Raw genomic sequence first — 25,741 nt, 5'->3', positions numbered from 1 at the left:
TCTAACCGATCATGAGGGCGCTGTGCAGATTGCGGACGTTTATATATCAGAAATGGAGGCTATGTAGATGGCTCATTGCCTTGTTCCATTCTCCATCAAGAGCCAGGGGTAGGTCATCTAGAGCGGCAGCTATCGCGTTATCAATTGCAATTCGATCTGACTTGCCGGGAGTCCCCAGCACATAGTTGACAACCTTGGCAGCGTCACCCGGGTGCCCAATGCCTACCCGCAAACGATAAAAATCACGGTTATTACCCAGTGCACTGATGATGTCACGTAATCCATTATGTCCACCGTGACCGCCGCTCTTTTTGAAGCGAATTTCCCCGGGTGCGATATCCAGTTCATCATGCGCAACCAGAATTTCTTCTGGGGCCAGTTTATAAAAACGTGCCAGCGCAGCAACGGCCTGACCACTTCTATTCATGAACGTAGTGGGTATCAGTAGATGAATGTCCCGGCCGCCGAGATGTACTTTGGCGTATTCACCGAGGAATTTTTTCTCTGCACGCAAGGGCTGATTATTGCGCCGAGAGAGTTCTTCTACGAACCATGCGCCCGCATTGTGTCGAGTCTCTGCGTACTCGCTACCGGGGTTGGCCAGTCCAACAATGGCTTTAATGGAAGAGGACATGGGTTAACACCATAATGAAAATTCGGAAGGATGGGGCTGAAAAGGGGAGCAAGTGTGACAAAGCATGAATACACGAGATTTTGTTTCAGGCGATGCCAAGTCCCATGTTATCGGATGATTTCGGGGACACCTAATCAAAAGGATATCCGTTTGGTTGCATACACTTGGATGGAATGACGCACCCGCCTGAAGACCTGTCTTGAAATACCCGGTCTCCGCTTGTGTTTCTACCATAAAATAACCCCCCGAGCATCCTGGACGCTCGGGGGGCCATAAAGACGAATTACTCTTCTTCGTCTTTGCTTTCGCCTTCGTCAGAGGCCGCTTCATCGTCCGCTGCTTCTTCGTCTTCGTCAGACTCGGATTCAACTGTCGGATGAGAAACGGTGACAACCGCTGCGTCAGCATCTTCGTCATCTTCGACGTGTGCCAGAGCAGTCAGTGTAACGCCAGCGGGTACTTTGATGTCAGACAAGTGCAGAGACTCACCCAGACCCAGCTCAGCAACGTCGAGCTCGAGGTATTCAGGCAGATCTTTCGGCAGCGCGCTGATTTCCACTTCGTTCAACAGAACGTTGAGGATACCGCCTTCGTCTTTAACACCTTTGGCTTCTTCTGCATTGTTGAAGTGCAGCTGAATGTTCAGGGTGATTTCTTCGTTCGCATTGATGCGTTGGAAGTCAGCGTGAGTGATCAGCTCCTTGAAAGGATGGCGCTGAAGATCACGGATGATAACCTGCTCAACCTTTCCACCTTCGATGTCGAGTTTCACGACGGAAGAGAAGAAAGCATCATCGCTGATCGCCTTGTAGAATGCAGGCTTGTCGATAGCGATGGGGAGAGGCTCGGCATCACCACCATAAATGATACCAGCAACACGTTCGTTCGCACGGCGCAGGCGGCGGCTCGCACCTTTCCCCAGCTCCGTACGCACAATTGCAGAAAGAGTATAATCGTGCTTCATGTTAATTCCTTTATGTGCACTTTAGCGTGCATTCGTTAAGTAAAGCGGAGTACTTCAGGATACAAACCGCGACCAGATCGTATCCTTTCCGCCAGAAAACGAAGTTCGTGAACTTCGTATGACTGTCGCAGGATGCGCCACTGGGAAACCTCAGTGGAACATCGCGCTAACAGATTCTTCATTGCTGACGCGGCGAATTGCTTCAGCAATCAGGCCAGCGACTGTCAACTGGCGAATCTTGCCAGATTGGCTGGCTGCTTCCGACAGGGGAATGGTATCTGTAATGACCAGTTCATCCAGTACGGAATCATTGATATTGTCGACCGCAGGGCCTGACAGAATGGGGTGTGTGGCGTAGGCAACTACCCGTGCCGCCCCATGTTTTTTCAGTGCTTCAGCGGCCTTGCACAAGGTACCCGCCGTATCCACCATGTCATCGACCAGAATACAGGTGCGATCCTTCACCTCACCGATGATGTGCATTACCTGTGCGGTATTGGCGCGCGGGCGACGCTTGTCGATGATCGCCAGTTCGACATCCAGCTGCTTGGCGACTGCACGGGCACGAACCACACCGCCGATGTCAGGGGAGACAACAATAACATCGTCGTAATTCTGACGCTCAATATCATCCAACAGAATGGGGGAGCCGTAAACGTTGTCCACCGGGACATCAAAGAAGCCCTGAATCTGGTCGGCATGAAGGTCCATTGTCATTACACGGTCCACACCGGCTTTTACCATCATGTCCGAGACAACCCTCGCTGAAATCGGTACACGAGCGGAACGGATACGGCGATCCTGACGTGCATAGCCGAAATAGGGTACTACGGCAGTAATACGCGTGGCAGACGCACGACGCAGTGCATCTACCATCAGGATGAGCTCCATCAGATTGTCATTGGTGGGTTCGCAGGTGGACTGGAGAATGAAGACATCCTTGCCGCGGACGTTTTCATTGATCTCTACAGTGATCTCACCATCGCTGAATTGACCTACAGTGGCATGGCCAAGGCGATTATCCAGGGCCTCTGCGACCTTGCGAGCCAATTCGGGGTGAGCATTACCAGCGAAAACCATTAATTTGGACACGACACAGCTACCTTTTAATGCTGGAAAGAGTCTTGTTGCATGCTGAAACGATCAGGCATCGTGCTTTGGGGTTTGCTTCTATCAGGGGCCTTGCCTGCAAGGAACATACCCGTTGGATTTCCCGGGGCGCCACTATGACAGTGCGTTACCACTTTTGGAAAAGACCAATGATCACGATGCCAAAAATTATATCAACATCGATGGCAATATGGATGAGTAAATCGCCGTTCGATGGGAGTAAAGCAACGGTTTTGCTTCTGCCGGCATGTTTGTATTGGCTGTTCAGCAATCGATGTTTCAGAAGAACGGAACGAAGGGTAGGGAAGAAGAGTGGATATGTATACTGTTGAGGCCAGTGGATAGATACATTATTCGGCGATGATCTTGATTAAATGGCTGGGGTACCAGGATTCGAACCTGGGAATGCCGGTACCAGAAACCGGTGCCTTACCACTTGGCGATACCCCAACATGATCATCGATATAAAAACAATAATATCGACTTGGCTACAACAACCGACCCACCTGCCTAACCTTTGCCATGTTCAGGCTCTGTCAGTAGGAGATATACCTGTTAACAGGATATACCGGAATGACCGAGCATGTACAAAAGCCCAACTCCTGCGGTAGTCAGCAAAAGGTGGAAGCGCCGGAGAGCAAGGTTGGTTGCCCTTGACTCGGCGCGTACTATACGGAGTATTGGAAAGCGGGTCAAGTCCTCGTGTTGAGTGGTCAGCTACTCGTGTGATTGGGCTGCCATTGGGTGATGACAAAAATGACGGTGATATCACCATATGTCAGCTTCAAGCGTCCGGGTAACCAATAGGTGCCGGCGTAGCTCCATTGCTCATAATGGATGGTCCAGCCATTCTGTTGCAACGTTTGGGGGAAACCGAGCCGGTCATGGGTAAAGTGACTGGGGGAATCCGGGGTTGCTTCACCCTTGATCCAGCTATTCAACGCGGACACGGGAAGTGACCAACCCAATTGCTGTTCCATCAGGTCTTCAGCTGTCGGTGCATTGAATGTGCCGTTGCTATTCTGTAGAGAGACATTTCCCGGCTGGCCGACCAATGTATTACGGCCCACGCCAAAGGGGCCTGAAACCATGATCAGATAGTGTTGGCGATTTTGGGTCCAGTCAAGATTGGCGCTACGGCTTTGTTGGGGTGAACGAAAACCGATTTTGCCGTTGATTTCCCACTGCTGTAGGCGCTCAAGGCGAGCCTGTTGCTGTTTCCACATACCGTGCTGTCGTGCAATGGAAGGTGTAGGAGGGGAAACGGCGCATCCCGCCAACAGTGAAAACGTTACGATCGCGAGAAGTGTATAAATGCGCAGACTGTACCGGCGAAGCGGATGGCTGCAAGTTGTCATGGTGTGTGTCATCGCGTGACAGCTCCTTTTGCGAGCGATGAAGAGGATTGAGCGGAAACAAGCCACGGATTTTGCTGTATCAACTGGCTAAGTTCCGGATGGCTGGCGAGTTGCGTCATGCCCCTCGTGGCCACTTTCTGGGCTTCCTGTTTTTGCCCCAGCATCAGCAGGATCGAGATGAGATGCGAAGCAATTTCGTCTTCCTGATCCTGTTTATAGGCCAGCAATTCCCAATGCAAGGCCTGGTGAGGCTGGTTCATTTTGGCATAAGTCCAAGCCAGGCTATCCATAATGGCCGCATTGTTGGGTGCGACCTGATTGGCTTTGGTTAACATTGACAGCGCTTCGGGATAGCGGTGTGTAAAAAGAGTGAGTGTATAGCCATAGGTATTCAGTACCTCTGCACTATTGGGGTGGCGTGACAACAATATTTTTAAATCGCGTTCTACTGCCGCAGGGCGTTTCTGCTGAATGTTGCGTTGTGCGCGTAGCATGAGCAGATTGTCATTGTGGGGTGCCATGGCTTGAATTTGCTGGTCCAGCAACTGGGTAGCCTGTGCACTTTCCTGCAGGTCATCGAGAAGGCTAATGCTGAGTACGGTGAGCGGGCCACGTTGGTTTGGGTAGTGAGCTCGTTGGTCCGCCAGATAGCTAACGGCCGCTTGTTCGCTTTGATGCGCTACCAATAATTCCGTTGCTCGTATGCGCGAAGGCATGAAATCAGAGCTATTCTGAGGGATAGACGTATAGCTGGAAACAGCGGTCTTCCATTGTTGCCGCTGTTCGGCAGCAGCCCCCATCAACAGGTGTGTTCTGGCAATAACACCAGCGGGTACGTTGCTGGATTTCAGGTTGGGCGTCAATAACTGTTCAGCGAGAGCGGGCTGTTGCGCTTCCAGAAAGAGTTGCCCCAGTTGGATTCTGAGTGAGGGTGGATTATTCGTTGAAGCAAGCAGTTCCTGCGCACTTTTGAAAGCATTGTCATTCTGCTTCAAGTCAAGCTGAAGCTGGACGATGGCAAAGATATATCTGGGTTGGTCCGGTGCCAATTCGTGCGCGTGCTGGATGGCAATCAACGCCTTTTCGGGCTGTTGAAGAGCCAACTGTATTTGGCTCTCGACCAACCAGGTGGCGGCCTCTTTAGGCCATTTTTCTTCAATTTTGTGGATATTGGTCAAGGCTGTTTGGGGGTGATTTTCACCCATGGTCACAATGGCGCTTGCCAACGTGGGTTGGAAACGATTCGGATGCTGTTTTGTGTAGTGGCTTAGCTGTTGAGCCAGTGGCGTAAGATTGGCATTGGCATCCAGTGCCTGGCTTATCAGACGAGCCAATTCAGGTGTCTGGCCTTGTTCATCCAGCCATAAGCCAATATCGAGTGCCTGATTCCACTGCTGCTGATAGGCGAAATGGTTCATCAGGACCGTGGCCATTGCAGGAGAAGGAGGATGCTTTTCAAGATTAATCGCAGGATGACTTTTCAGCCATTCGAGGGCAATGGCCTGGCTAACCCGCGGCGCGTTGGCGGAGCCCAGTGCCTCGGCTGCCTGATTCAGTAATAGCAGACTACCAGACTGTTTTGCAGCGCTCAGGTAACGAATGGCGGCGGCGGCATTTTGGCCGGATGCCAGCAATGCCTGTGCTTGAAGCAGACTTGTGACAGTTTGTGGCCCAAGATTTTCAACACGGCTCAGGTCGTTGGAGTAAGGGCTGGTCGCTGTTTTGGCGTTGGTATCTGCATAAGCGAGTGACGTTATGCCGCTGGACAGCACCCCTGCTGAAAGGGGGAGAGCAACAAGTAATGAAGAGAGCCTGCGAAATTTCATGGACACGCCTTATAAAAACGGTTGTTCCTGAAAGAAATCAGCTCTGCCAGGCTGCTAGCTGGTCAGATAGATCACTGGATTGATTGTAGGGCTAGCCGCGGCGAGCCATTGATTGTTTATATCAGAGTCCAGAAACGCCCCAGAGTTCCCATTCTGGCGGGCTGGGTGTCTCTATAATGACTCCGATCTCACGACAGTCTGAGAGCAGTCGATGCTCTCATGTCACATACTGTTATGTGGTTTGGCAATGTGTAGACGTCTTAAGCATGCGTGCGAAATGTAAAAAACCGCGGTTTTTTCAACAGGTAAGTTGTTATGAAAGACACTCATTGGAAACAACTACTGCCCCCTGACGTAGAAAAACAGGCTTCAATAGCAGAATGTGGCGATTCCGCTTTTCTTGCTCAATATCAAATCCTGGCTTTTTTACCGTACGGTTGTGATAGCTTCCAATATACCTGATGTCTCTGGGTTGTGGGGTGCTATCGTTGAAATTGCGTATTTGTTATATCTTTTCAAAGTGATTGATAGTTTTTTTTTATCGACGATTAGCTGTTTGATTATCTTTGTATAATGAATGGCGTTCTGCAACTCGCTGAAAAGGCACTGAATTTATTCCTTTCCATGCTGTTTTTATTACTGGTTGAACGCTTGTAACGGCGTGGTCGATTGTCGCATGACGTGTCTTTTGGCCCGCCTTTGCGGGTTTTTGATTGGTCGGTCAGTCCTGAATTGTGCTACCATTGAGTTAATCCATAAGTGCAGGTGAGCTGCACGTTTCCATTAATATCACTACCTTTAATGACGTCGCCATTCGTGAATCCTCCTATCGTCATTTTTATGATGGGCATGCGCATCAAAGACAGGGTTGATGCAACGAGATTCGGGGGACGCTCATTCAGACCCGTTTAGATGCTGCTCTGTTCCGCGGCTTTGGCATGATACGTGGCTGTTGTTTTCGTCATCAGGGGTAGTGTGCAGATGCATGAAAAAGATGGCTTATGACGCTTCTTACCCTTGGCATCAATCACCGTAGTGCTTCGCTGGATATTCGCGAGGCCTTGGCATTTTCTCCTGAACAGCTGGAAAGCGCTTACGCTGAACTCATCACGCTGGATGAAGTGGATGAGGGCGTAATTGTGTCTACCTGCAATCGAACGGAATTTTATCTGGGTGTCGATCATCTTACCGACGCCTCTGTAGCGCATATCCTTGCGTGGTGGGCGGATTTCCATGGTTATCCGCTGACGTCTCTTGAATCCTGTGTTTATCAATTTCGTGGTGAAGAGGCGGCGCGCCATTTGATGCGTGTCGCCTGTGGCATAGATTCCATGGTATTGGGTGAGCCGCAGATTCTTGGTCAGGTTAAATCCGGTTATCAGTTTGCTCAGCGTTTCGCTGCATTGGGTAGCACGCTGGACAAGCTTTTCCAGTACGCTTTTGCGACGGCCAAGCAGGTTCGTTCGCAGACCGGCATTGGTGAAAATCCTGTCTCGGTTGCCTATGCTGCAGTGCACCTTGCCGGTCGCATATTCGATGATCTTTCCCGTTCGCGTGCGCTTCTGATTGGCGCAGGTGAAACGATCGACCTCGTGGCACGCCATTTGAAAGAGGCCGGTATTCAGGGGCTTATTATTGCCAACCGTACGGTTTCCCGTGCTGAGCGCCTGGCGGCTGAAGTGGGAGGCGTAGCTGTCGGTCTGGATGAAGTCCCTCAGGCATTGTCATGTGCCGATATCGTGATTAGTTCGACGGCCAGCCCGTTGCCCGTCATGGGAAAGGGGGCGGTAGAAAGCGCGCTTAAGGCACGCAAGCATCGCCCGGTCTTTATGGTGGATATTGCTGTTCCCCGTGACATTGAGCCTGAAGTCGGTGATTTGGAAGACGTCTTCCTCTATACCGTTGATGATTTGAACGAAATTATCGACGAAAACCTGCGAAGCCGTGAAACCGCGGCGGCCAAAGCTGAAACCATGATCAATGCCCGTGTGGCTGAATGGCAGCATGAACGTCGTGAGCGGAGCGCCGGGGAGCTGATCCGTCGTCATCGGCGTCAGGCAGAAGCGTTGCGTCAGGCAGCGGAAGCCCATGCCCTTGCACAGCTTGATCGCGGCGATGACCCACATGAAGTGATTAAACGTCTTTCCAACCAGCTTACCAATAAATTGTTGCATGGAACGACCGCGCGTTTACGTATCGCTTCTGGCGCAAATCGTCAGGACATTATGTCTGTCGCTGAAGCCTTGTTGATCGATGGTGGTATGGATCATATCGAGGAAGCTGCGCGTGAGGCGGAAGCCACGGCCCAAAATCAAAAAGCCCGGCAAAGTCAAACCTCCGGGGTAGCCAATAACGCGGAATGTCCTTTCTCTCCTGCGGCGGCGTCTTCTACGGTTAATTATCACTAGATAGGCTTCCCCATTACCGGCATTGGGGCGAGTGATCCTGCCCCCATGCCTCTGGTCAAAGAAGGTGTGGAGTCTTCTGGCGGCAGTCGCCAAAAATAACCTTAAGCAGTTTTTTCCAATTTTCCGCGCGCCACCTCTTTCTCTTCTGTATTATATCCCCTTTCCTTTTATTGCCTGCCGCCGTGTGTTGCCACGGGGCAAGTGCCGAGTCTTTGTCATTACAGGCCCTATTATGAAGTCATCCTTGCGAGAACGTCTTGATCATACGGCAGACCGCTTCGAAGAGCTTTCAGCGCTCCTTTCCGAACCTGATGTGATTAGTGATCAGACGCGTTTTCGAGACTACTCGCGTGAATACTCGGAACTGGAAGAACTGGTCTCTGCCTGGCACCGCTATCTTTCATTGGAAGAGGAACGTGATGCTGCTGAAGTCATGTCGAACGACGCTGATGTTGATATGCGGGAAATGGCGACAGAAGAGTTGGCAGCACTCAGGCCAAAAATTGATGCGCTCGAAGAAGAGATCAAGCGTTTATTGATACCCAGGAACCCGGATGACGAACGGAGTGTCTTTCTGGAAGTGCGTGCGGGCACAGGTGGGGACGAAGCGGCTCTTTTCGCCGGAGACCTCTTCCGTATGTATTCGCGCTATGCTGAAAACCGGGGATGGCGTGTGGAACTGTTGAGTGCCAGTCATGGTGAGCAGGGCGGTTTCAAGGAAGTGATCGCGCGGGTCGAGGGGAAGGGTGTGTATGGCAAGCTTAAATTCGAATCCGGTGCGCACCGTGTTCAGCGCGTACCGGCTACCGAGTCCCAAGGGCGTGTCCACACCTCCGCCTGTACGGTTGCGATCATGCCTGAAGCTGATGAAGTCTCTGACATCGAGATCAATACCAATGATCTGCGTATTGATACATTCCGTTCGAGTGGGGCCGGTGGTCAGCACGTTAACACGACGGATTCGGCTATTCGAATTACCCACTTGCCGAGTGGTATGGTCGTCGAGTGTCAGGATGAACGTTCGCAACACAAGAACAAGGCCAAGGCGATGTCGCTGTTGGCTGCACGCCTGAAACAGGCAGCGGAAGAAGCCCACCATCAACAACAATCGGAAACACGCCGCTCGCTGGTGGGGTCCGGGGATCGTTCAGAACGTATCCGTACCTATAACTTCCCACAAGGGCGTATGACAGATCACCGCATTAATCTGACCCTCTACAAATTGACCGATATTCTGGAAGGGGACCTGGATTCAGTGGTGGACCCCTTGATTCAGGAACATCAGGCTGACGAACTGGCTGCCTTGCAGAATGATTGAGTGAGGGTGCCATGTCATTAACCGGTACAACTATAGATCCAACGGGAACTCCAACGATAGAAGCGGCACTTGCTCATGCTCGGCAACATCTGGTGATGGCTTTAGGTGTTCCTGTCGCTGACGCGGCACTGGATGCCGAGGTGCTGCTCGCTGCGCAATTGAATAAAAGCCGTAGCTGGCTCTATACATGGGGTGACAAGCCGTTGGAGGCTACGGATGTTGTGCCGTTTAACGAAATGATCGAACGCCGCGCCCAGGGTGTGCCGGTGGCTTATTTGATAGGGTATCGTGAATTTTTTGGGTTAACGCTTAAGGTTTCGAACGCGACGCTGATCCCCCGTGCCGATTCCGAATGTCTGGTAGAAAAGGCCCTGGCACTGGCAACTTCACCCCAAGGGCGAGCACTGGATTTAGGAACGGGTACAGGGGCTATCGCACTGGCCTTTGCGAGTCACAGGCCAGCGTGGCAAATCACGGCGACAGATCGTATTGAAGGTGCAGTCGCACTGGCAGCAGAAAATGCGGCCGCTTTGGGGTTGTCCAATGTGCGCTGTATACAAAGTGATTGGTTTTCCGCAGACGCATTGGCTGGGCAACGGTTCGATCTGATCTTGTCAAATCCCCCTTATATTGATGGTCAGGATCACCATTTGGATGAGGGGGATGTACGCTTTGAACCCCGCTCCGCACTTGTTGCTGAAGATGAAGGTTATGCTGATCTATTGACAATCATTCAGCAATCCATACACTTCGTGCGCCCCGGCGGATGGCTCCTGTTGGAACATGGCTACACGCAGGGGGCCAGGGTTCAGCAATTGCTCAGGCAATATGGGTATGCAGTCGTAGATACCCTCCGTGATTTGGGAGGGAATGAGCGCGTCACGTTTGGACGGTCCAATCCAGTAGAGGGGGTTGAGGCTGAAATGAAAACCACAGGTACCCTCCTTTGAAATAAAGGAGAGTGACCGCCGAGACATTGAACGGCAGCAGCATGCCCATGATCGTGACAAACGCGGTCATAAGGCGTAAGTAGTGCCTATCGCATTGGGAGGCGGAAGGGCTGTGTGTTTCTGCCCATGGTGGCCTGCGTCGATCTTGTTGGGAAGTAGCTGTCTAAGAAGCCAGAAGCTTCATTTGTAGCGCCGTAGGCGATTGGAGTGGAGAGCAGTGAACACTCCTGCGTTCTCCATGTATTACAGCAACGCATGTTGCTTCAATGTCAGTAATCAATAGGGAGTCATGACGGATGAACGATCAACAATTGTTGCGCTACAGCCGGCACATTTTACTTCCCGAAATCGATATTGAAGGTCAGCAGCGTCTTCTGGATGCCTCTGTGTTGATTGTCGGCCTGGGAGGGCTGGGCTCAGCCGCTGCACTTTATCTGGCTGCGGCGGGGGTCGGGCATCTGACTCTGGTAGATTTTGATGAGGTTGATCTGTCCAATCTCCAACGGCAGATTATCCATACTGAAGCACGTCTAGGGCAGTCGAAGGCGGAATCTGCCAGCGAGGCTATTGCAGAAGTTAATGGCACTGTGGTTGTTAAGACGATTTCAGAACGTCTGACACAGGATGCACTTGATCAACATGTGGCAGAGGCGGATTTGGTGCTTGATTGTACTGACAGGTTTTCGAGCCGCTATGCCATTAATCAGGCATGTTGTCTGGCTGAACGCCCCCTGGTATCGGCAGCGGCTATTGGCTTCTCGGGGCAGCTGGCTGTATTCGACTTGCGAAAGGAGGCATCTCCTTGTTATGCCTGCCTTTATGGCTGCGACACAGGGGAAGACTCAGCTACCTGTGCCGAAAGTGGCGTGGCTGCACCTCTGGTAGGTGTGATGGGTAGCTGGCAGGCGCTGGAAGCACTGAAGTTGATTACTGGCGCTGGTACACCTGTGGCTGGTCTGACTTTGTTCGATGGCCTTCGTGGGGAATGGCGTCAGTTAGGAGCCGAAAGGGACACCAGTTGTGAAGTTTGTCGGCAATTTCGTTCGCACTAATTCCCGGATTGCACTATTTTCATTTCATTACACATGGTTATTTTATTATCCATAGTTCACCGCCATCGGCCTTTTCGGAGACTCAAAAAAGATGACACAAGAGACGGCGAACCAGCACACCCCCGAAGAATCCAGACTTCAGGGAAGCATTCGTACCAGTTCACGTGAGGCCTCTTCCATTAGTTTGAAAGGATTATCCAAGCGATTTTCCGAGGATGTCGTGGCGCTTGACCACGTTGATCTGGATATCCGTGCAGGGGAGTTTTTTACTCTGCTTGGCCCTTCAGGCTGTGGCAAGACGACACTGTTGCGTATGTTGGCGGGCTTTGACTCTGCCGACGAAGGCGTTGTGATGATTGGTGGGCGTGATGTCACTGAGATTCCTCCTCACAAGCGTAGTGTAAACACGGTTTTTCAATCCTATGCGCTGTTTCCCCACTTGTCGGTGCACGATAACATCGCTTTTGGCCTGAAAATGCGGGGGATGAAAGCCGCCGAGCGTGATGAGCGTGTGAAGCGTATGGCGGCCATTCTGAAAATTGATTCCCTGCTTGAACGCCATATTCATCAGCTTTCAGGAGGGCAACGTCAACGTATTGCCCTGGCGCGGGCATTGGTAAATGAGCCTGATGTATTGTTGTTGGATGAGCCCCTTTCTGCATTGGATGCTGGACTACGTTCTGATCTTCAGGTTGAGCTTAAACGTTTGCAACAAACGTTGGGCATGACGTTTGTTTTTGTGACGCATGATCAGGAAGAAGCAATGGTCATGTCTGACCGAATTGCATTGTTGAATAGCGGTAAAATTCAACAGGTGGGTACGCCTCCCGAAGTCTATGAGCGTCCTGTGAACCGTTTTGTAGCGAAGTTCATTGGTCACGATAACCTGTATCCGGTGTCAGGGCGTGACGGTATGACAGTGACAACGCCACTTGGCAAGCTGACGACAGAATTCAGGAACGAAGGAAAGTTGGCCCTTTTACGACCTGAAATTATTGAGCTGACACCGGTAGGCAGTGCTGGCGTTGACCCAAAACTGGCGTTGAATCGTCTGGTAGGAAGGGTGGAAGAGCGCTTTTATCGCGGAGCAACGGTTGAGTACCGCTTGTCCTGTGACGGTGTCCCCCTGCTGGCTGAAGCGACCAACTCGGGTGATCGCCTTTTCCGTGTCGGAGATGATGTGCAGGTCGAAATCTACCCTGAAGATGTTGTCCTGATTGATGACGTGTTGTAAGCGGCGTTAGAGCCATCCTCAACGCGGCAAGAGATTCAAATCAGTATTGTCTCCGCCCATGCGGAGAGTGACCAACCCATTGTTGGTGGAGTTATTTCAATGGCGAAAAACACGGCCCGGCCTGTCCAGGCACCTTCTCACCGGAAAGCCATGTGGCATCTATTGCTGACTACAGGACCTTCGGTGGCATGGATCACCATATTCCTTGTGTTACCGAGCCTCTATATGGTGTCGATGGCATTCTTGACCAATGGTGTTTATGGTCAACCGCAGCTGCCACTTACTTTAAGTGCCTTCAAGCAATTGGCAGGGTATGGCTTTCTGGGCTGGAGCCCGGGTAATTTATATACCCTGTTGCATACAATTAACTACACCCTGTTTTCAACAGTATTGACAGTTCTGGTCGCCTATCCTGTTGCCTACTATATTTCGACATGTCGGCCCAGCCTTCGAGTCATCATGCTGTTGGCCGTCGTGGTTCCTTCATGGACCAACCAGGTTATCCGTGCCTTCGGATGGATGAACCTGCTCTCTCCAGGCACACCACTATCACACTTGGCGAGCTGGCTAGGATTCACTACGCCTGATTTAGGGCTTTATCCATCCGCTTTTGCAGTCATGTTAGGGTTGTTATACAACTTCTTGCCTTACATGGTGTTGCCTCTCTACAGCGCTTTTGAAAAACTGGATAACTCGCAGCTTGAAGCCGCACGTGACCTTTATGCGAATCCGTTGCGTGCTTTTTTTGCTGCGATATTTCCACAAACGTTGCCCGGCTTGATGGCCGGACTAGTGCTGGTCATGATTCCTGCTTTTGGAATGTATGTGGTACCGGCGCTATTGGGTGGTGGTAAAGCGATGATGATCGGCGATGTTGTTGCTACCCAGTTTACCGATGCGTCCAATTGGCCGCTGGGTGCAGCCGGCTCCCTACTGATGTTGGCAGCGACCCTCCTGGGTATTTGGTTGCTTCGACGCCTGGGGCGCCGCCTCGGCGGCGGTGAGGAGGTCGTGCTATGAATCACTCCACTGTTAGTCAGCCAAAAAAGCATATGGCAAGAAAGCGTCGTCGGTCTCCCTTGTTTGCCATCTTCTGGTGGCTGGTCATGATTTTCCTTTATGGCCCGCTGGTCGTCATCGTTCTGTATTCGTTCAATGCGATTAATAGTGCGGCCTCATTCGCCGGGTTTTCACTGCGGTGGTATCAACAGTTGTTCAGTGACCCCAGCGTGGTGAGTGCTTTCTACAATTCGATGATACTGGCGGTAACGTCTTCGATTATTGCGGTGATATTGGGCTCTTTCATGGGCTATGGATTGTATCGTCACCGGGGGAGCCGAATGGGATGGTTGATCATTCTGCTTTATTTGCCCATGGTCATGCCGGATATTGTGTTTGGTATTGCTGACATGGCGTTTTTCGTGCGTATTCATTCATGGACAGGCTGGTTGTCACCCGGGCTTGGTACGATGATTATCTCGCACGTCACGTTCGAGATTCCTTTCGTCGCGTTGGTGGTCTATTCGCGTTTTGTGGGGATGGATGCGACCTTGTTCGATGCCAGTAAGGACCTCTATGCATCGCCATTCAAGCGGACGCTTCATTTTATTATCCCGGCGATCAAACCGGCGCTGGTAGCTGGTTTCTTCCTTGCCTTTACACTCTCCTTCGATGACTTTGTGGTGAGTTTCTTTACTTCAGGGCCCAATAGCGCAACGCTTTCCATTTATATTTGGGGAGCCATACGCAAAGGGGTATCACCGGAGATTAACGCCATCGGCTCCCTGATGATTCTAGCCGTCTTTATCGCAGCATTGATCAGTTTGCTTTTCACAATGAGAAGCCGTCGCAGAGAAGGCGCAATTTGAGTCATTATGGGGTAGAGTGTGTTTCTATTCCGTCAAGTCATCCAATTAATTAAAAAAATGACTTGTGCGGTATTGGAGGGGACGTTTCAGTACAAGAGCGCGGTTCAAGTAGTACTGGAACCTTCCCGAAAACCATCGTTTCCAACTATCTGGCTACCATTAAGAGAGGTAATCCAACGTTGATCAAATTTTCCAAACTCATGGGTGTGGGCGCACTATGTGCGATGGGTGCTGCGGTATTGCCGTCGCAGGCCTCCGCAAAAGAGACGCTGTATCTGCTGAACTGGTCGGAGTATATGAATCCCGCCATTATCACCCAGTTTGAGAAGAAGTACGACGTGAATGTCGTGCAGAACTACTTTGGAACACTCGGGGATCTCTATGCTCGACTGCAAGCGGGTGGAGACTCTCAGTTCGATGTAATTGTACCTTCCAATTATTACGTACCGCGGCTTATTCACGCTGGGCTTGTGCAACCTCTTGATAAATCAAAGTTGTCGAATCTCAAGAATATCATGCCGAAGTTCATGAATCCTGAGTATGATCCGCAGAGCCAGTACAGCGTGCCCTATCAGTGGGGTACAACCGGTATTGTCTATAATACCAAGGCATTTCCGAATCACCCGGATAGCTGGAGTTTATTGTTTGATCCCAAGGCGAACCCTGACCAGCCATTTGCGATGCAGTCAGATGGGAATGTAATGATCGGTGCCGCCTGTGCCTATCTGGGCCACGCCTATAATTGTAACGATCGCCAGGATTGGATTCAGGCAGGTAAATTACTGATGCAAACCACAGGCCGTTCCAACTTTTCAGGGTACGTGGATGGCACTCCCGTTCTGGACCAGCTGGCGCGTGGTACCGTTAAAGTGGGCATCAGCTTCAATGGCGATTTCCTTAACTCGCGTAACGCTGATCCGAAGGACTTCAAGAATCTCGCTTTCTTTGTCCCGAAAGAGGGGGGGGAATTGTGGGTAGATACCATGATGATCCCTGCGCACGCACCTCATCCGGACCTCGCCTATAAATTCATCAACTTTATACTGGATGCCAAGGTAGGCGCCGAACTGTCGAACTGGACGTATTATTCCAGTCCCAACAAGGCTGCCTTGCCTTATCTGGACAAAGCCCTGCAGGAATCCCCTTCGGTGCCTTCAGCCGATGTCATGAAGCGCGTGCACTATCTCCCCGCGTTGGATGGTCAGGATCTTATGGACTTCCAGCAATTGTGGAGTGAAGTACGTTCACACTGATATACAAGTAGACACAATGTTTACGAAAACGATGTGAAGAAGGGCGCTCTTGTTGAGAGCGCCCTTTTTATTTCCTGATGCTATCTTCAAGTGAGTTCGTATTTTGCCTGCCCTAACCAGCCGATAGCGCATGCCAGATATTCATCACCATAAAGTTTTCGAAAACGTACGGTTTCGTCCAGTTGGCTATCGCGCCACACAGCGAGGCGTTGAGTGAAAAATCCAACGTTAAGGGAACGCGGCACTCTACGGTAATGCACTGGCGCCATTGTTCGTAGGTTTCAGGGAAGGGCGTCAACATCATTTCAGATCATGCGCCAAAGTAGAGATTTGGCATTCATCTGCCCGTCTTTTGTTTCCGATAGTAACAGCACGAATTGGCACGTGGACACTGCATATTGATATGTTATAACATATCAATAAAAAGAGGCTATGACGTTCAATCCTAAAGCGGTGAGTTGTTCAAACATACTGCTGAAAACTCAAATGAAATCGATGGCATATCCAATGCGGTATTCAGCCTGATCATGAATTCTGGAGCATTACGATGAAGAGTACAGCGCAGACATTTGCAATGCCAAAGAAGCTCCCGGTCACTGTTTTGTCCGGATTTTTGGGAGCGGGCAAGACGACCCTGCTCAATCATATTCTCAATAATCGTGAAGGACGGCGGGTGGCTGTTATTGTTAACGACATGTCCGAAGTCAATATTGATGCGGCATTAGTGCGAGAGGGTGGAGCCGAGCTGTCGCGTACTGAAGAAAAACTGGTCGAGATGAGTAATGGCTGCATTTGCTGCACGTTGCGTGAGGACCTGTTGAACGAGGTCGCACGCTTGGCGGATGAAGGACGATTCGATCAATTGATTATTGAATCTACCGGTATCTCTGAGCCTTTGCCAGTCGCTGAGACGTTTACCTTCGAGGGGGAGGACGGCCGCTGCCTGAACGAAATGGCACGGCTCGATACAATGGTTACCGTAGTGGATGCATTCAATTTCCTGCGTGACTACAGTTCACGTGACAGTTTGCATTCACGTGGGGAGTCATTGGGTGAGCAGGATGAGCGTACTGTGGTTGACTTGCTGATCGAACAGATCGAGTTTTGCGACGTGATCGTGCTTAACAAGGCTGATCTTGTCAGTGAAGAAGAACGCGAACGGCTGATTGCGATTCTCCTTGGCCTGAACCCGCGCGCCCATATCGAAACGGCAGCCTTTGGCAAGGTGCCCCTCGAGCGAGTACTGGATACGGGACTGTTTGATTTCGATGAAGCAGCCCTTGCCCCGGGCTGGTTGCAGGAGATGCGTGGTACACATACGCCGGAGACCGAGGAATATGGCATTGGTAGCTTTGTCTATCGGGCCCGTCGACCATTTCATCCACATCGTTTCCATGATCTTGTCGAAAGTGAATGGCCCGGTGTGGTGCGTTCGAAAGGTTATTTCTGGCTTGCCAGCCATCCGGGAAAGGCCGGTTCATGGTCACAGGCGGGCGCAGTGGCCAGACATGCTGCTGTCGGGTACTGGTGGGCTGCGATTCCCCGCGAGCGTTGGCCGCAAGATCCCGAGTATGTGGCAAAGATTCGCGAGAAATGGGATGACAAGGTGGGGGATGCGCGGCAGGAACTGGTTCTGATTGGTATGGACATGGACGAAGCAGCGTTGCGTGCTTGTCTCGATGCGTGTCTGTTGACTGACGACGAGATGGCCGCTGGCCCCGACGTATGGGAAACCTGGCACACTCCCTTCCCCGGTTGGACGTGATGGTTCTTCGATAGTGTGAAAAAGTGCGTTCATGACCAGACGAACATGGCTTGAATATGTCGGTAAAACAGGGCGCCATCGGGGGTTGGTTAAATTCTTGCCTTGTATGGACAACGATTAACAGAGTACATAACGAACTTGACGTCTTGGCTGCGGGGCAGAAGGTGTGCCCCCGGCTCCTCTTGGCGTTATCAGCTGTATTCCACACCCTCTGAATCAGTGAATCCCTTAGTAATGCGAGTAACAGGTAGACAGCCTTTCATGAGGCCTGTATAACTCTTTTTCTGGTCTCGTGGCGGGCTTTCAAACGTTCGTACTGCCGTACCTGCGTAAGATTTGATCAAGTTGGTACGGGGCTTCTCACATGTGGCGTCAGATCACAGGGAAACGAGCCAAAATAATCACTACGCACACACATTTGACAATCCTTGCACTCAATTATCGACCCTTGATAGGGGCAGCAAGGTTTGTTTTGGAGTTTTGAAATAATGCATATCCCTCCTTCGTCAGCAAACTCCGTCAAGAGTCCTCCTACACGTAAGCGTTGGTATCGATCGCTTTATGTCCAGGTGGTGCTGGCTATCGTCATTGGTATCCTACTGGGGCATTTTTCACCTGCATTGGCCATGCATCTGAAACCGCTGGGGGATGCCTTCATTAAACTGATTAAAATGGTCATCGGTCCTGTTATTTTCTGCACCGTCGTAACCGGTATTGCAGGCATGGGTGACATGAAAAAGGTCGGTCGGGTAGGCGGCAAGGCACTCCTGTATTTCGAAGTGGTTTCTACCGTTGCATTGGTGATTGGTATTGCTGCCGGCCTGATATTACGCCCGGGGGTAGGGTTCAATGTGAATCCAGCCACCCTGGATGCTTCCGCGATTGCTCAATACACGTCGTCTGCGCAGCATGGTCATGGAATCGCTGATTTCTTTCTTGGCATTATCCCTTCCACAGTGGTGAGTGCCTTTACAGAAGGGAATATCCTGCAGATTCTTCTGGTGGCTATTTTGACAGGCGCTGCATTGGCCTCCATGGGCGAGAAGGGCGCTCCGGTTATTTCCGCACTGAATCGAATCTCTTCTATCCTTTTCACGATTGTGGGTTATATCACCAAAATGGCCCCTATCGGTGCTTTGGGTGCGATGGCCTTTACAGTGGGCAAATATGGCATTGGCTCGTTGGCACAGCTTTTTGAGCTGGTCATCTCTTTTTATGCCACCGCCATATTTTTTGTGGTTGTCGTATTGGGAGCTGTTGCCAAAAGTGCAGGTTTCAGTATTTTCCGTTTGATTTCATATTTGAAGGAAGAACTGTTGATTGTACTGGGCACCAGTTCCTCCGAGTCAGCCTTGCCGCAGTTGATGTCCAAAATGGAAAATGCAGGTTGCCCAAAATCCATTGTCGGTTTGGTGGTACCTACCGGTTATTCATTCAATCTTGATGGTACCAACATTTATATGACGTTGGCGGTCTTGTTTATTGCGCAGGCCACCAATACTGATCTTACAGCCATGCAATTGGTAACCGTCCTCTTAGTGGCAATGCTGACTTCCAAAGGGGCCAGTGGCGTCTCGGGTGCGGGCTTCATCACATTGGCGGCCACTCTTTCCGTGGTGCCAGACCTTCCTGTTGCCGCAATGGTATTGATACTGGGTGTAGACCGCTTTATGAGTGAATGTCGCTCGTTAACCAATTTCATTGGCAATGGGGTTGCGACCATCGTTGTTTCTGTTTCTGAAAAGCAGCTGGATCGTCAGCGTTTGTCGGAAGTGCTTCACGCGGATTATCAATCGAAAGTGGCGAAAGACACGGAGGACGCCCATCCTCATAACAACCACTAAAGTTGCTATCTCGATTACCTGAACAGGTGCATTGATTTACATCCATACCCCGTTGGCTAGTGCCGCCTCGGGGTATTTTTACATGCGACGGCTGACTTGAAGGCGTCGATTTCAGCCGTACCAGTTTTTCAGTCAGAAGAGCCATAGGTCGCTATCGCCGTTGTCTGTAGAGTATGGCTCACGTTATCCATAGCATTATCCACCTGACATGAAGAATACTTATCGGGCTCTTGCGTTCGGCATGATGTTGGCTGTGTTCGACATGTTGAAAAGTGCAACCTCTCTGGGGCGCCGATTATTTCATGTCGCGAGAAAAACAGTGTTTATGTGGTGGTGCCATTCAGCTAAGTGAAGAAACCTTCCCTACTTACTCCCGCTCTGTACTATTGTAAAAAAAGGTACAGTTGTAAGGTAAAGTCTCTATCCGAAGGGAACCCTGATGGCTATCAATACTCAAAGACGTGTTAGGGCATTTTTTCTCGAGAGGTGGCCTGCTAAATCATTCATATCACCAAGGATACGGATATGCTGGAGGAAGGTAGTATGGGTGATTTTGTCAGGGATGGCATCAGTGCTGGTGTTATTGGGGGTATTGGCGCTACCGGGATGTGTCTCGGTAGGATATTCACCTCAACCGGGTTTGCCAAAAGGGTACGTTCCCAATCATAACCACGATATGATGAAATACATTACCGTGTCCGACAAGGTATAATTCCTTCACGCTTAATACGCAACAGCAAATGCCGTCATGTTATTTTACGTGAATAGGACATGCTGTGGCGTCTCATAAGTACAAGATTATCTACGCATATTAAACGTAATTTCACATCCCGTTTGCTCAAGCACTGTTAGAATGTCGGGATCGCTCTTAAAGTCATAAAGGATAGCCTCATGAGCATCGACCCAAAGGCAGGTAAGCTGCCTGACGAGTCTTCATTAGTCAATTTACCACGTCTGGTTACACGCTATTACAGCGTTACACCTGATATTGAAGACCCTGCCCAGCGCGTGGCCTTCGGGACATCCGGACATCGTGGTTCCTCTCTGAAGGGAAGCTTTAACGAGGCACATATTCTTGCGGTGACCCAGGCCATCTGTGATTATCGCTCAGCGCAAAAAATCACTGGCCCGCTGTTTCTAGGGATGGATACCCATGCCCTGTCCGAGCCTGCCTTTGTATCAGCTGTTGAAGTGTTGGCTGCCAATGGTGTCGAGACGCGTATCGATGCAGGTGTTGATGAGACACAGGGGGAACCGGGCTTTACCCCGACTCCTGCGCTTTCCAACGCCATCATTGAATACAATATCGGTCGAACCAGTGGTTTGGCTGATGGAATCGTTATTACTCCTTCTCATAATCCTCCCGTGGACGGTGGCTTTAAATATAATCCCCCCAATGGTGGCCCGGCGGATACAGACGTGACCGGGTGGATCGAAACCTGTGCCAATGAGCTGTTGAAAGCCGGCTTAAAGGGCGTGAAGCGTATTGACTATACTTCCGCGTTGAATGCACCGACGACTCAGCGTTTCGATTTTCTCGATAACTATGTGAATGGCCTCGATCAGGTCATTGATTTTGATGCGATTCGCCATTCCGGATTGAAATTTGCTGTTGATCCGCTGGGAGGGGCCGGCATTCACTATTGGCCACGTATTGCCCAGCGTTATCAATTGCCACTGGAAGTCTTGTCACAGCATCAGGATGCAACCTTCCGTTTCATGCATCAGGATTGGGATGGAAAAATCCGCATGGATTGCAGCTCACCCCACGCCATGGCCGGGATGATTGCAAACAAGGATCGCTTCGATGTAGCGTTTGCCTGCGATACGGATCATGACCGTCATGGTATTGTGGCGCGCTCTGTCGGCCTGCTTAATCCCAACCATTATCTGGCTGTGGCGATCGAATATCTCTTTACCCACCGCAATGAATGGCCGCAAGAAGCAGGTATTGGCAAGACGCTGGTCTCTTCTTCAATGATTGATCGTGTCGGCGAAGGACTGAATCGCAAAGTGGTCGAAGTGCCGGTGGGGTTCAAATGGTTTGTTGATGGCCTTATCTCGGGCAAACTGGGCTTTGGTGGTGAAGAGTCTGCCGGTGGTTCCTTCCTGCGCAAACAGGGTGGTGCATGGTCCACGGACAAAGACGGTATCATCATGGGGTTGCTTGCTGCCGAGATTACCGCTGTGACAGGCAAGGACCCGGGCGAGCGCTATCAGGCGTTGACAGAACGCTATGGCTCACCGGTGTATCAGCGTATTGATGCAGCGGCCAATCGTGAACAGAAAGCCAAACTGAAAAAGCTGTCCGCGGATCAGGTGAAGGCCGATACGTTGGCCGGTGACAAAATCACCCGTATTCTGACAAAGGCGCCGGGTAATGATGCACCCATTGGTGGCCTTAAAGTGGTGACAGACAACGGCTGGTTTGCAGCGCGTCCGTCCGGTACTGAAGATGTTTATAAGATCTATGCAGAAAGTTTCGAGGGTGAAGCCCATCTGAAGCGTATTCAGGAAGAAGCCAAAGCGCTGGTGGATAGTGTTTTGAATGACTGATCGGTGCGGGATTACCCGAATGTTACCTTCGAATGGATAATGCAATCGGGTATATGTTTTTTGTGAGAACCGGGCCTCTTTGAATGGGGGCCCGGTTTTCGCGTTTAATGGCACGAATGCATCATGCTAAAGCGCGTTGCCTACAAAGTGTTGACTAGAAGTTATAGCGTGCCAGCAACACGGTTGAGTCATGATGGTAGATATGATTACCGTCACTGTTTTTGTCCTTGTTCCAGACATGCTCAAGGGCAACGATGAATTGACGGTGGAATAGTCGCGCTGCGGTACCGAGGACACGACGGTCCTTATTGGCGGCACTCCGCTGGTCAGTTCTCAGGTCATACAGGCCATAGACCAACAAGTCATTGCCATCGCCCCAGACAGCGGGGAAGGTATACTGGGCATAGGTGCCATAATGATTATTGACAGCATTATGGGCAACCACATTACGGCTTCTTCCGCCGACTGCTGCCAAATACCAGTTCCCCGGTGACCAACTGGCGCCAAGATCCCATGCGTTGGCATTGGGTGAAGGATAGCTGGCATTGTTCTCCAGTGACTTCATGTGAGCATAGTGATATACCGCAGAGAGTGTGATGTCATACCCCGGCTTGAATTTGGCGCCGACTTCAACAAACTCCTTCCTTTTCGACCCGTACTGAATGTACTGAGGTTCCCCGTCGTTTCCTTCAATCTTGTGGTCATGCAATGTGCCACGAGACCATCCGTACATGGCGCCGAGCGTCCATTTTCCTTTGGTCACGACATATTTCAGTGTGCTGGAGGGACGCATGACCGAACCATTCAAATCATTGCCGCTCCATGACATCTCACTGTAGTCCCCATAGAAATAGGGCTGGTCTGTATAGACATCTACAAAGTCATACAGCAGTGAGTTCTGTCGTCCGAAGGTTAATGTACCGTATTCGGGGAAGGTCACACCGAAGAAGCGCTGACGATTGAAGTGGGCATCTCCATTATGGGTGGTATAAAGAGGGTCCAGCGCCTCTTCCCAACGTCCTGTCAGTATCCAGCCATTTGATAGCTTATGTTGATAAGCGACATTCAGGCGTGTACCGCCGTTACCAAAACGATTTTCCGACGTGCCACTTCGATTCCATTGATAGTCATAGGCAATACGACCTGAAATCAACAGAGCATCCGTAGGCGTTTCAAATACAGTAAAAGCCTCGGCTTTTGGAATCAGCGCAAAAGCGCTTTGCAATGACGCTAGTGCAAGTCCTCCAATGACGAATTGACGAGCGCGCCCACGCTGTTTTGTGGGGGAGTGTTGGGTACCCCATGTCGTTGCCAAAAACCGAGTAATGATGTTCTTGTGCGTAGGACATAGTTTTTCAAAATCTGGCTTTTCAAAACCTGGCTTTTCAAAACCTGGCCGAGAGGCACGTTGTGGATGGGTAAAAGTGCGGATGTGCATAAAATGTTGCTACCTACTTTATTATGATCAAGTATCGTTTTAAGCATGCATAGCGGTACCTGGCGGGCACCCCTGATGGCATTGACCAACAGTTTTTGTTGTCTGTTTCAGCGTATCCCTTCGCGATAAGCAGATGTTTTTATCGGAAATGATCCAGCCCCTGAGCGTAATGAAAACTGTCTTGAAATCCTAATAACAGATGGGCGTTAGCTATCAAAAAGCGTTATATCGACATAGGACTCATACAGCATGTTCGGCTGACCGCGCAGCTTCTGCCTCTGCCTCTGCTTCTATTCATATTCATGTTCATATTCACATTCATCCGCTGTTTCCAACGTTGTTTACGGATGCGAAATAGTGCTGTTTATTCACATGTTAACCAAAGAAGGAGAGAATACTTGATAATGGCAGGTATGACTACAAACAGCTCTTAAGTTTGATATAAATATAAATAAAGCCAATGGTATAGGTTTTTTATCGCTGTAAAGATGTTTTTAAAGCACGATTGTTTTTTTTATATAAGAAAGTTAACATCAGAAAACCAGACATCACTTTTCGCTTGGGATATAAAGTTGCGGCAGAGAAGAGGTCGAGTGAAAAGGTACGTCAAAAAGGAAGGGCGGCCGCTTGAAAAAAAACAGGGTGACCTATAGTCACCCTGATAGAGTACTGCTTCAGCAGACATATATTGATATGTTCAATTATGAAAGGGCATCCAGTTTTTGTTTCAGTAATTTGTTGACCTGCTGCGGATTGGCCGTACCGCGGGTAGCCTTCATTACCTGCCCCACAAAATAGCCAATCATCTTACCGCGTTTGTCCTCTTCGGCCTCACGATACTGAGTGACCTGAACAGGACTGTTGTTAATGACTTCATCGATGGCGGCTTCCAATGCACCGGTATCGGTGACCTGCTTGAGCCCTTTGGCCTCGATCACATCATCGGCGCTTTCGAAGCGACGTTCCCATAGCTCCTGGAAGACCTGCTTGGCTGCCTTACCATTGATGGTTTCATCCTTGATACGTGAGACCAGTTGCCCCAGTTGTTCGGCACTGACCGGACTTTCGGTGATCGAGAGCCCTTCACGATTCAGGTGGGCAGAAAGATCTCCCTGAACCCAGTTGGCGGCCAGTTTTGCATCGTTACATACAGTCAGTACATGTTCATAGTACTCTGCCGTGTCGCGTGATGAGGAAAGGATGTCAGCATCGTAATCGGACAGGCCCAGCTCATTGAGGTAACGCTCGCGTTTGGCCGTAGGCAGTTCGGGTAGAAGGGTGCGCTGATGGTCCACATAGGCTGAGTCCACTACCAGTGGCAGTAGGTCAGGGCAGGGGAAGTAGCGGTAATCGTTGGCTTCCTCTTTGGTACGCATGCTGCGGGTTTCATCAGCGTCCGGATCATACAGGCGCGTTTCCTGTACCACCTTGCCACCTTCTTCCAGAAGATCAATCTGGCGTTCCACTTCGTAGGCGATAGCGCGTTCAACGAAACGGAACGAGTTGACGTTCTTGATTTCCGCACGCGTACCGAATTCCGACTGCCCGGCAGGACGTACCGACACGTTCACATCGCAGCGCATGGAGCCTTCCGCCATATTACCATCGGATATGCCCAGATAGGTCACCAGCGTATGAATGGCACGCAGATAGGCAGAGGCCTCCTTGGCAGAGCGCATATCCGGTTCGGAGACGATCTCCAACAATGGCGTCCCTGCACGGTTAAGGTCAATACCGCTCATACCGATAAAATCTTCATGTAGAGACTTGCCGGCATCCTCTTCCAAGTGCGCATGGTGGACACGGATAGATTTCCGTTCACCATTTTCAAGGCTGATCTCGATTTGGCCTGCGCCTACGATGGGCTGTTCCATCTGGGTCGTTTGATAGCCCTTGGGCAGGTCAGGGTAAAAGTAGTTTTTGCGCTCGAACACTGAAATTTCAGGCAGTTCTGCGTCAATGGCCAGACCGAAGCGCAATGCCATGGCGACGGCATTTTCATTCAACACAGGCAGTACCCCCGGCATTCCGAGGTCAACGGCATTGGCCTGCGTATTGGGTTCTGCTCCAAATGCAGTAGACGAGCCGGAAAAAACTTTCGAGCGGGTCGCGAGCTGAACGTGGACTTCGAGTCCGATCACGGTTTCCCATTGCATAGTGATT

20 protein-coding genes and 1 tRNA gene are annotated in these 25,741 nt (G+C 50.6%); 12 read left to right on the top strand and 9 right to left on the bottom strand.

What is annotated here, in order from left to right:
- Positions 1–46: 46 nt before the first annotated feature.
- The 6 genes from pth to LMG33818_RS03245 all read right to left on the bottom strand — a co-directional run bounded on the left by pth (position 47) and on the right by LMG33818_RS03245 (position 5,892).
- Positions 47–634 carry an aminoacyl-tRNA hydrolase gene (pth, locus tag LMG33818_RS03270; RefSeq protein ID WP_442321913.1) on the bottom strand — a complete coding sequence of 196 codons (588 nt, stop codon included), beginning with the start codon at positions 632–634 and terminating at the stop codon, positions 47–49.
- A 283-nt stretch (positions 635–917) separates the two neighbouring features.
- A complete protein-coding gene (locus tag LMG33818_RS03265) occupies positions 918–1,598 on the bottom strand; it encodes a 50S ribosomal protein L25/general stress protein Ctc (protein WP_442321912.1) in 681 nt (226 codons plus the stop codon).
- Positions 1,599–1,748: 150 nt separating this feature from the next.
- Positions 1,749–2,690 (bottom strand): ribose-phosphate pyrophosphokinase, encoded by a 942-nt coding sequence (locus LMG33818_RS03260; RefSeq protein ID WP_442321911.1) that lies wholly within the window; start codon positions 2,688–2,690, stop codon positions 1,749–1,751.
- A 393-nt stretch (positions 2,691–3,083) separates the two neighbouring features.
- Positions 3,084–3,158: transfer RNA gene (locus LMG33818_RS03255), tRNA-Gln, on the bottom strand.
- A gap of 263 nt (positions 3,159–3,421) precedes the next feature.
- Positions 3,422–4,066, bottom strand: a complete 645-nt coding sequence (gene lolB / locus LMG33818_RS03250; protein WP_442321910.1) for a lipoprotein insertase outer membrane protein LolB — start codon at positions 4,064–4,066, stop codon at positions 3,422–3,424.
- 8 nt (positions 4,067–4,074) lie between these two features.
- Positions 4,075–5,892: a tetratricopeptide repeat protein gene (locus LMG33818_RS03245; protein WP_442321909.1), complete on the bottom strand. Its 1,818-nt coding sequence runs from the start codon at positions 5,890–5,892 to the stop codon at positions 4,075–4,077.
- Positions 5,893–6,893: 1,001 nt separating this feature from the next.
- Here LMG33818_RS03245 and hemA point away from each other — a divergent pair.
- The 8 genes from hemA (at position 6,894) to LMG33818_RS03205 (ending at position 15,975) form a co-directional block, all read left to right on the top strand.
- On the top strand, positions 6,894–8,300 hold the full coding sequence (gene hemA / locus LMG33818_RS03240; RefSeq protein WP_442321908.1) for a glutamyl-tRNA reductase: 1,407 nt from the start codon (positions 6,894–6,896) through the stop codon (positions 8,298–8,300).
- A 232-nt stretch (positions 8,301–8,532) separates the two neighbouring features.
- Entirely contained in the window at positions 8,533–9,618 is a 1,086-nt protein-coding gene (gene prfA / locus LMG33818_RS03235) for a peptide chain release factor 1 (RefSeq protein WP_442321907.1), read from the top strand.
- An 11-nt stretch (positions 9,619–9,629) separates the two neighbouring features.
- A complete protein-coding gene (gene prmC / locus LMG33818_RS03230) occupies positions 9,630–10,568 on the top strand; it encodes a peptide chain release factor N(5)-glutamine methyltransferase (RefSeq protein ID WP_442321906.1) in 939 nt (312 codons plus the stop codon).
- Between the two features lie 296 nt (positions 10,569–10,864).
- Positions 10,865–11,620, top strand: a complete 756-nt coding sequence (locus tag LMG33818_RS03225; RefSeq protein ID WP_442321905.1) for a HesA/MoeB/ThiF family protein — start codon at positions 10,865–10,867, stop codon at positions 11,618–11,620.
- Positions 11,621–11,711: 91 nt separating this feature from the next.
- On the top strand, positions 11,712–12,854 hold the full coding sequence (locus tag LMG33818_RS03220) for an ABC transporter ATP-binding protein (RefSeq protein ID WP_442321904.1): 1,143 nt from the start codon (positions 11,712–11,714) through the stop codon (positions 12,852–12,854).
- A 99-nt stretch (positions 12,855–12,953) separates the two neighbouring features.
- The gene (locus LMG33818_RS03215) at positions 12,954–13,874 is read left to right on the top strand and encodes an ABC transporter permease (RefSeq protein WP_442321903.1); all 921 of its coding nucleotides are present in this window, start codon (positions 12,954–12,956) and stop codon (positions 13,872–13,874) included.
- Positions 13,871–14,722, top strand: coding sequence for an ABC transporter permease (locus tag LMG33818_RS03210; RefSeq protein ID WP_442321902.1), 852 nt, complete (start codon positions 13,871–13,873; stop codon positions 14,720–14,722). The genes LMG33818_RS03215 and LMG33818_RS03210 overlap by 4 nt, the downstream gene beginning before the upstream one ends.
- A gap of 179 nt (positions 14,723–14,901) precedes the next feature.
- Positions 14,902–15,975 (top strand): ABC transporter substrate-binding protein, encoded by a 1,074-nt coding sequence (locus LMG33818_RS03205; RefSeq protein WP_442321901.1) that lies wholly within the window; start codon positions 14,902–14,904, stop codon positions 15,973–15,975.
- 86 nt (positions 15,976–16,061) lie between these two features.
- On the opposite strand, the gene LMG33818_RS03200 is transcribed toward LMG33818_RS03205, so the two are convergent.
- Positions 16,062–16,244, bottom strand: a complete 183-nt coding sequence (locus tag LMG33818_RS03200; protein ID WP_442321900.1) for a hypothetical protein — start codon at positions 16,242–16,244, stop codon at positions 16,062–16,064.
- A 278-nt stretch (positions 16,245–16,522) separates the two neighbouring features.
- Here LMG33818_RS03200 and zigA point away from each other — a divergent pair, with 278 nt between their 5' ends.
- The 4 genes from zigA (at position 16,523) to pgm (ending at position 22,140) form a co-directional block, all read left to right on the top strand.
- The gene (zigA, locus tag LMG33818_RS03195) at positions 16,523–17,740 is read left to right on the top strand and encodes a zinc metallochaperone GTPase ZigA (RefSeq protein WP_442321899.1); all 1,218 of its coding nucleotides are present in this window, start codon (positions 16,523–16,525) and stop codon (positions 17,738–17,740) included.
- Positions 17,741–18,228: 488 nt separating this feature from the next.
- Positions 18,229–19,584: a dicarboxylate/amino acid:cation symporter gene (locus LMG33818_RS03190; RefSeq protein ID WP_442321898.1), complete on the top strand. Its 1,356-nt coding sequence runs from the start codon at positions 18,229–18,231 to the stop codon at positions 19,582–19,584.
- A 525-nt stretch (positions 19,585–20,109) separates the two neighbouring features.
- Positions 20,110–20,253 carry a hypothetical protein gene (locus tag LMG33818_RS03185; protein WP_442321897.1) on the top strand — a complete coding sequence of 48 codons (144 nt, stop codon included), beginning with the start codon at positions 20,110–20,112 and terminating at the stop codon, positions 20,251–20,253.
- Positions 20,254–20,475: 222 nt separating this feature from the next.
- A complete protein-coding gene (gene pgm, locus LMG33818_RS03180; RefSeq protein ID WP_442321896.1) occupies positions 20,476–22,140 on the top strand; it encodes a phosphoglucomutase (alpha-D-glucose-1,6-bisphosphate-dependent) in 1,665 nt (554 codons plus the stop codon).
- Between the two features lie 154 nt (positions 22,141–22,294).
- Here the strand turns inward: pgm and LMG33818_RS03175 are convergent, their stop codons facing one another.
- Both LMG33818_RS03175 and gatB read right to left on the bottom strand, forming a co-directional pair.
- Positions 22,295–23,578, bottom strand: coding sequence for a porin (locus LMG33818_RS03175; protein WP_442321895.1), 1,284 nt, complete (start codon positions 23,576–23,578; stop codon positions 22,295–22,297).
- A 701-nt stretch (positions 23,579–24,279) separates the two neighbouring features.
- Positions 24,280–25,734: an Asp-tRNA(Asn)/Glu-tRNA(Gln) amidotransferase subunit GatB gene (gene gatB / locus LMG33818_RS03170; RefSeq protein ID WP_442321894.1), complete on the bottom strand. Its 1,455-nt coding sequence runs from the start codon at positions 25,732–25,734 to the stop codon at positions 24,280–24,282.
- Positions 25,735–25,741 lie beyond the last annotated feature (7 nt).

It is taken from the genome of Cernens ardua, assembly GCF_051251085.1.
Taxonomy (GTDB): Bacteria; Pseudomonadota; Gammaproteobacteria; order Pseudomonadales; family Halomonadaceae; genus Cernens; species Cernens ardua.
This window is presented reverse-complemented; position numbering and strand designations above follow the sequence as displayed.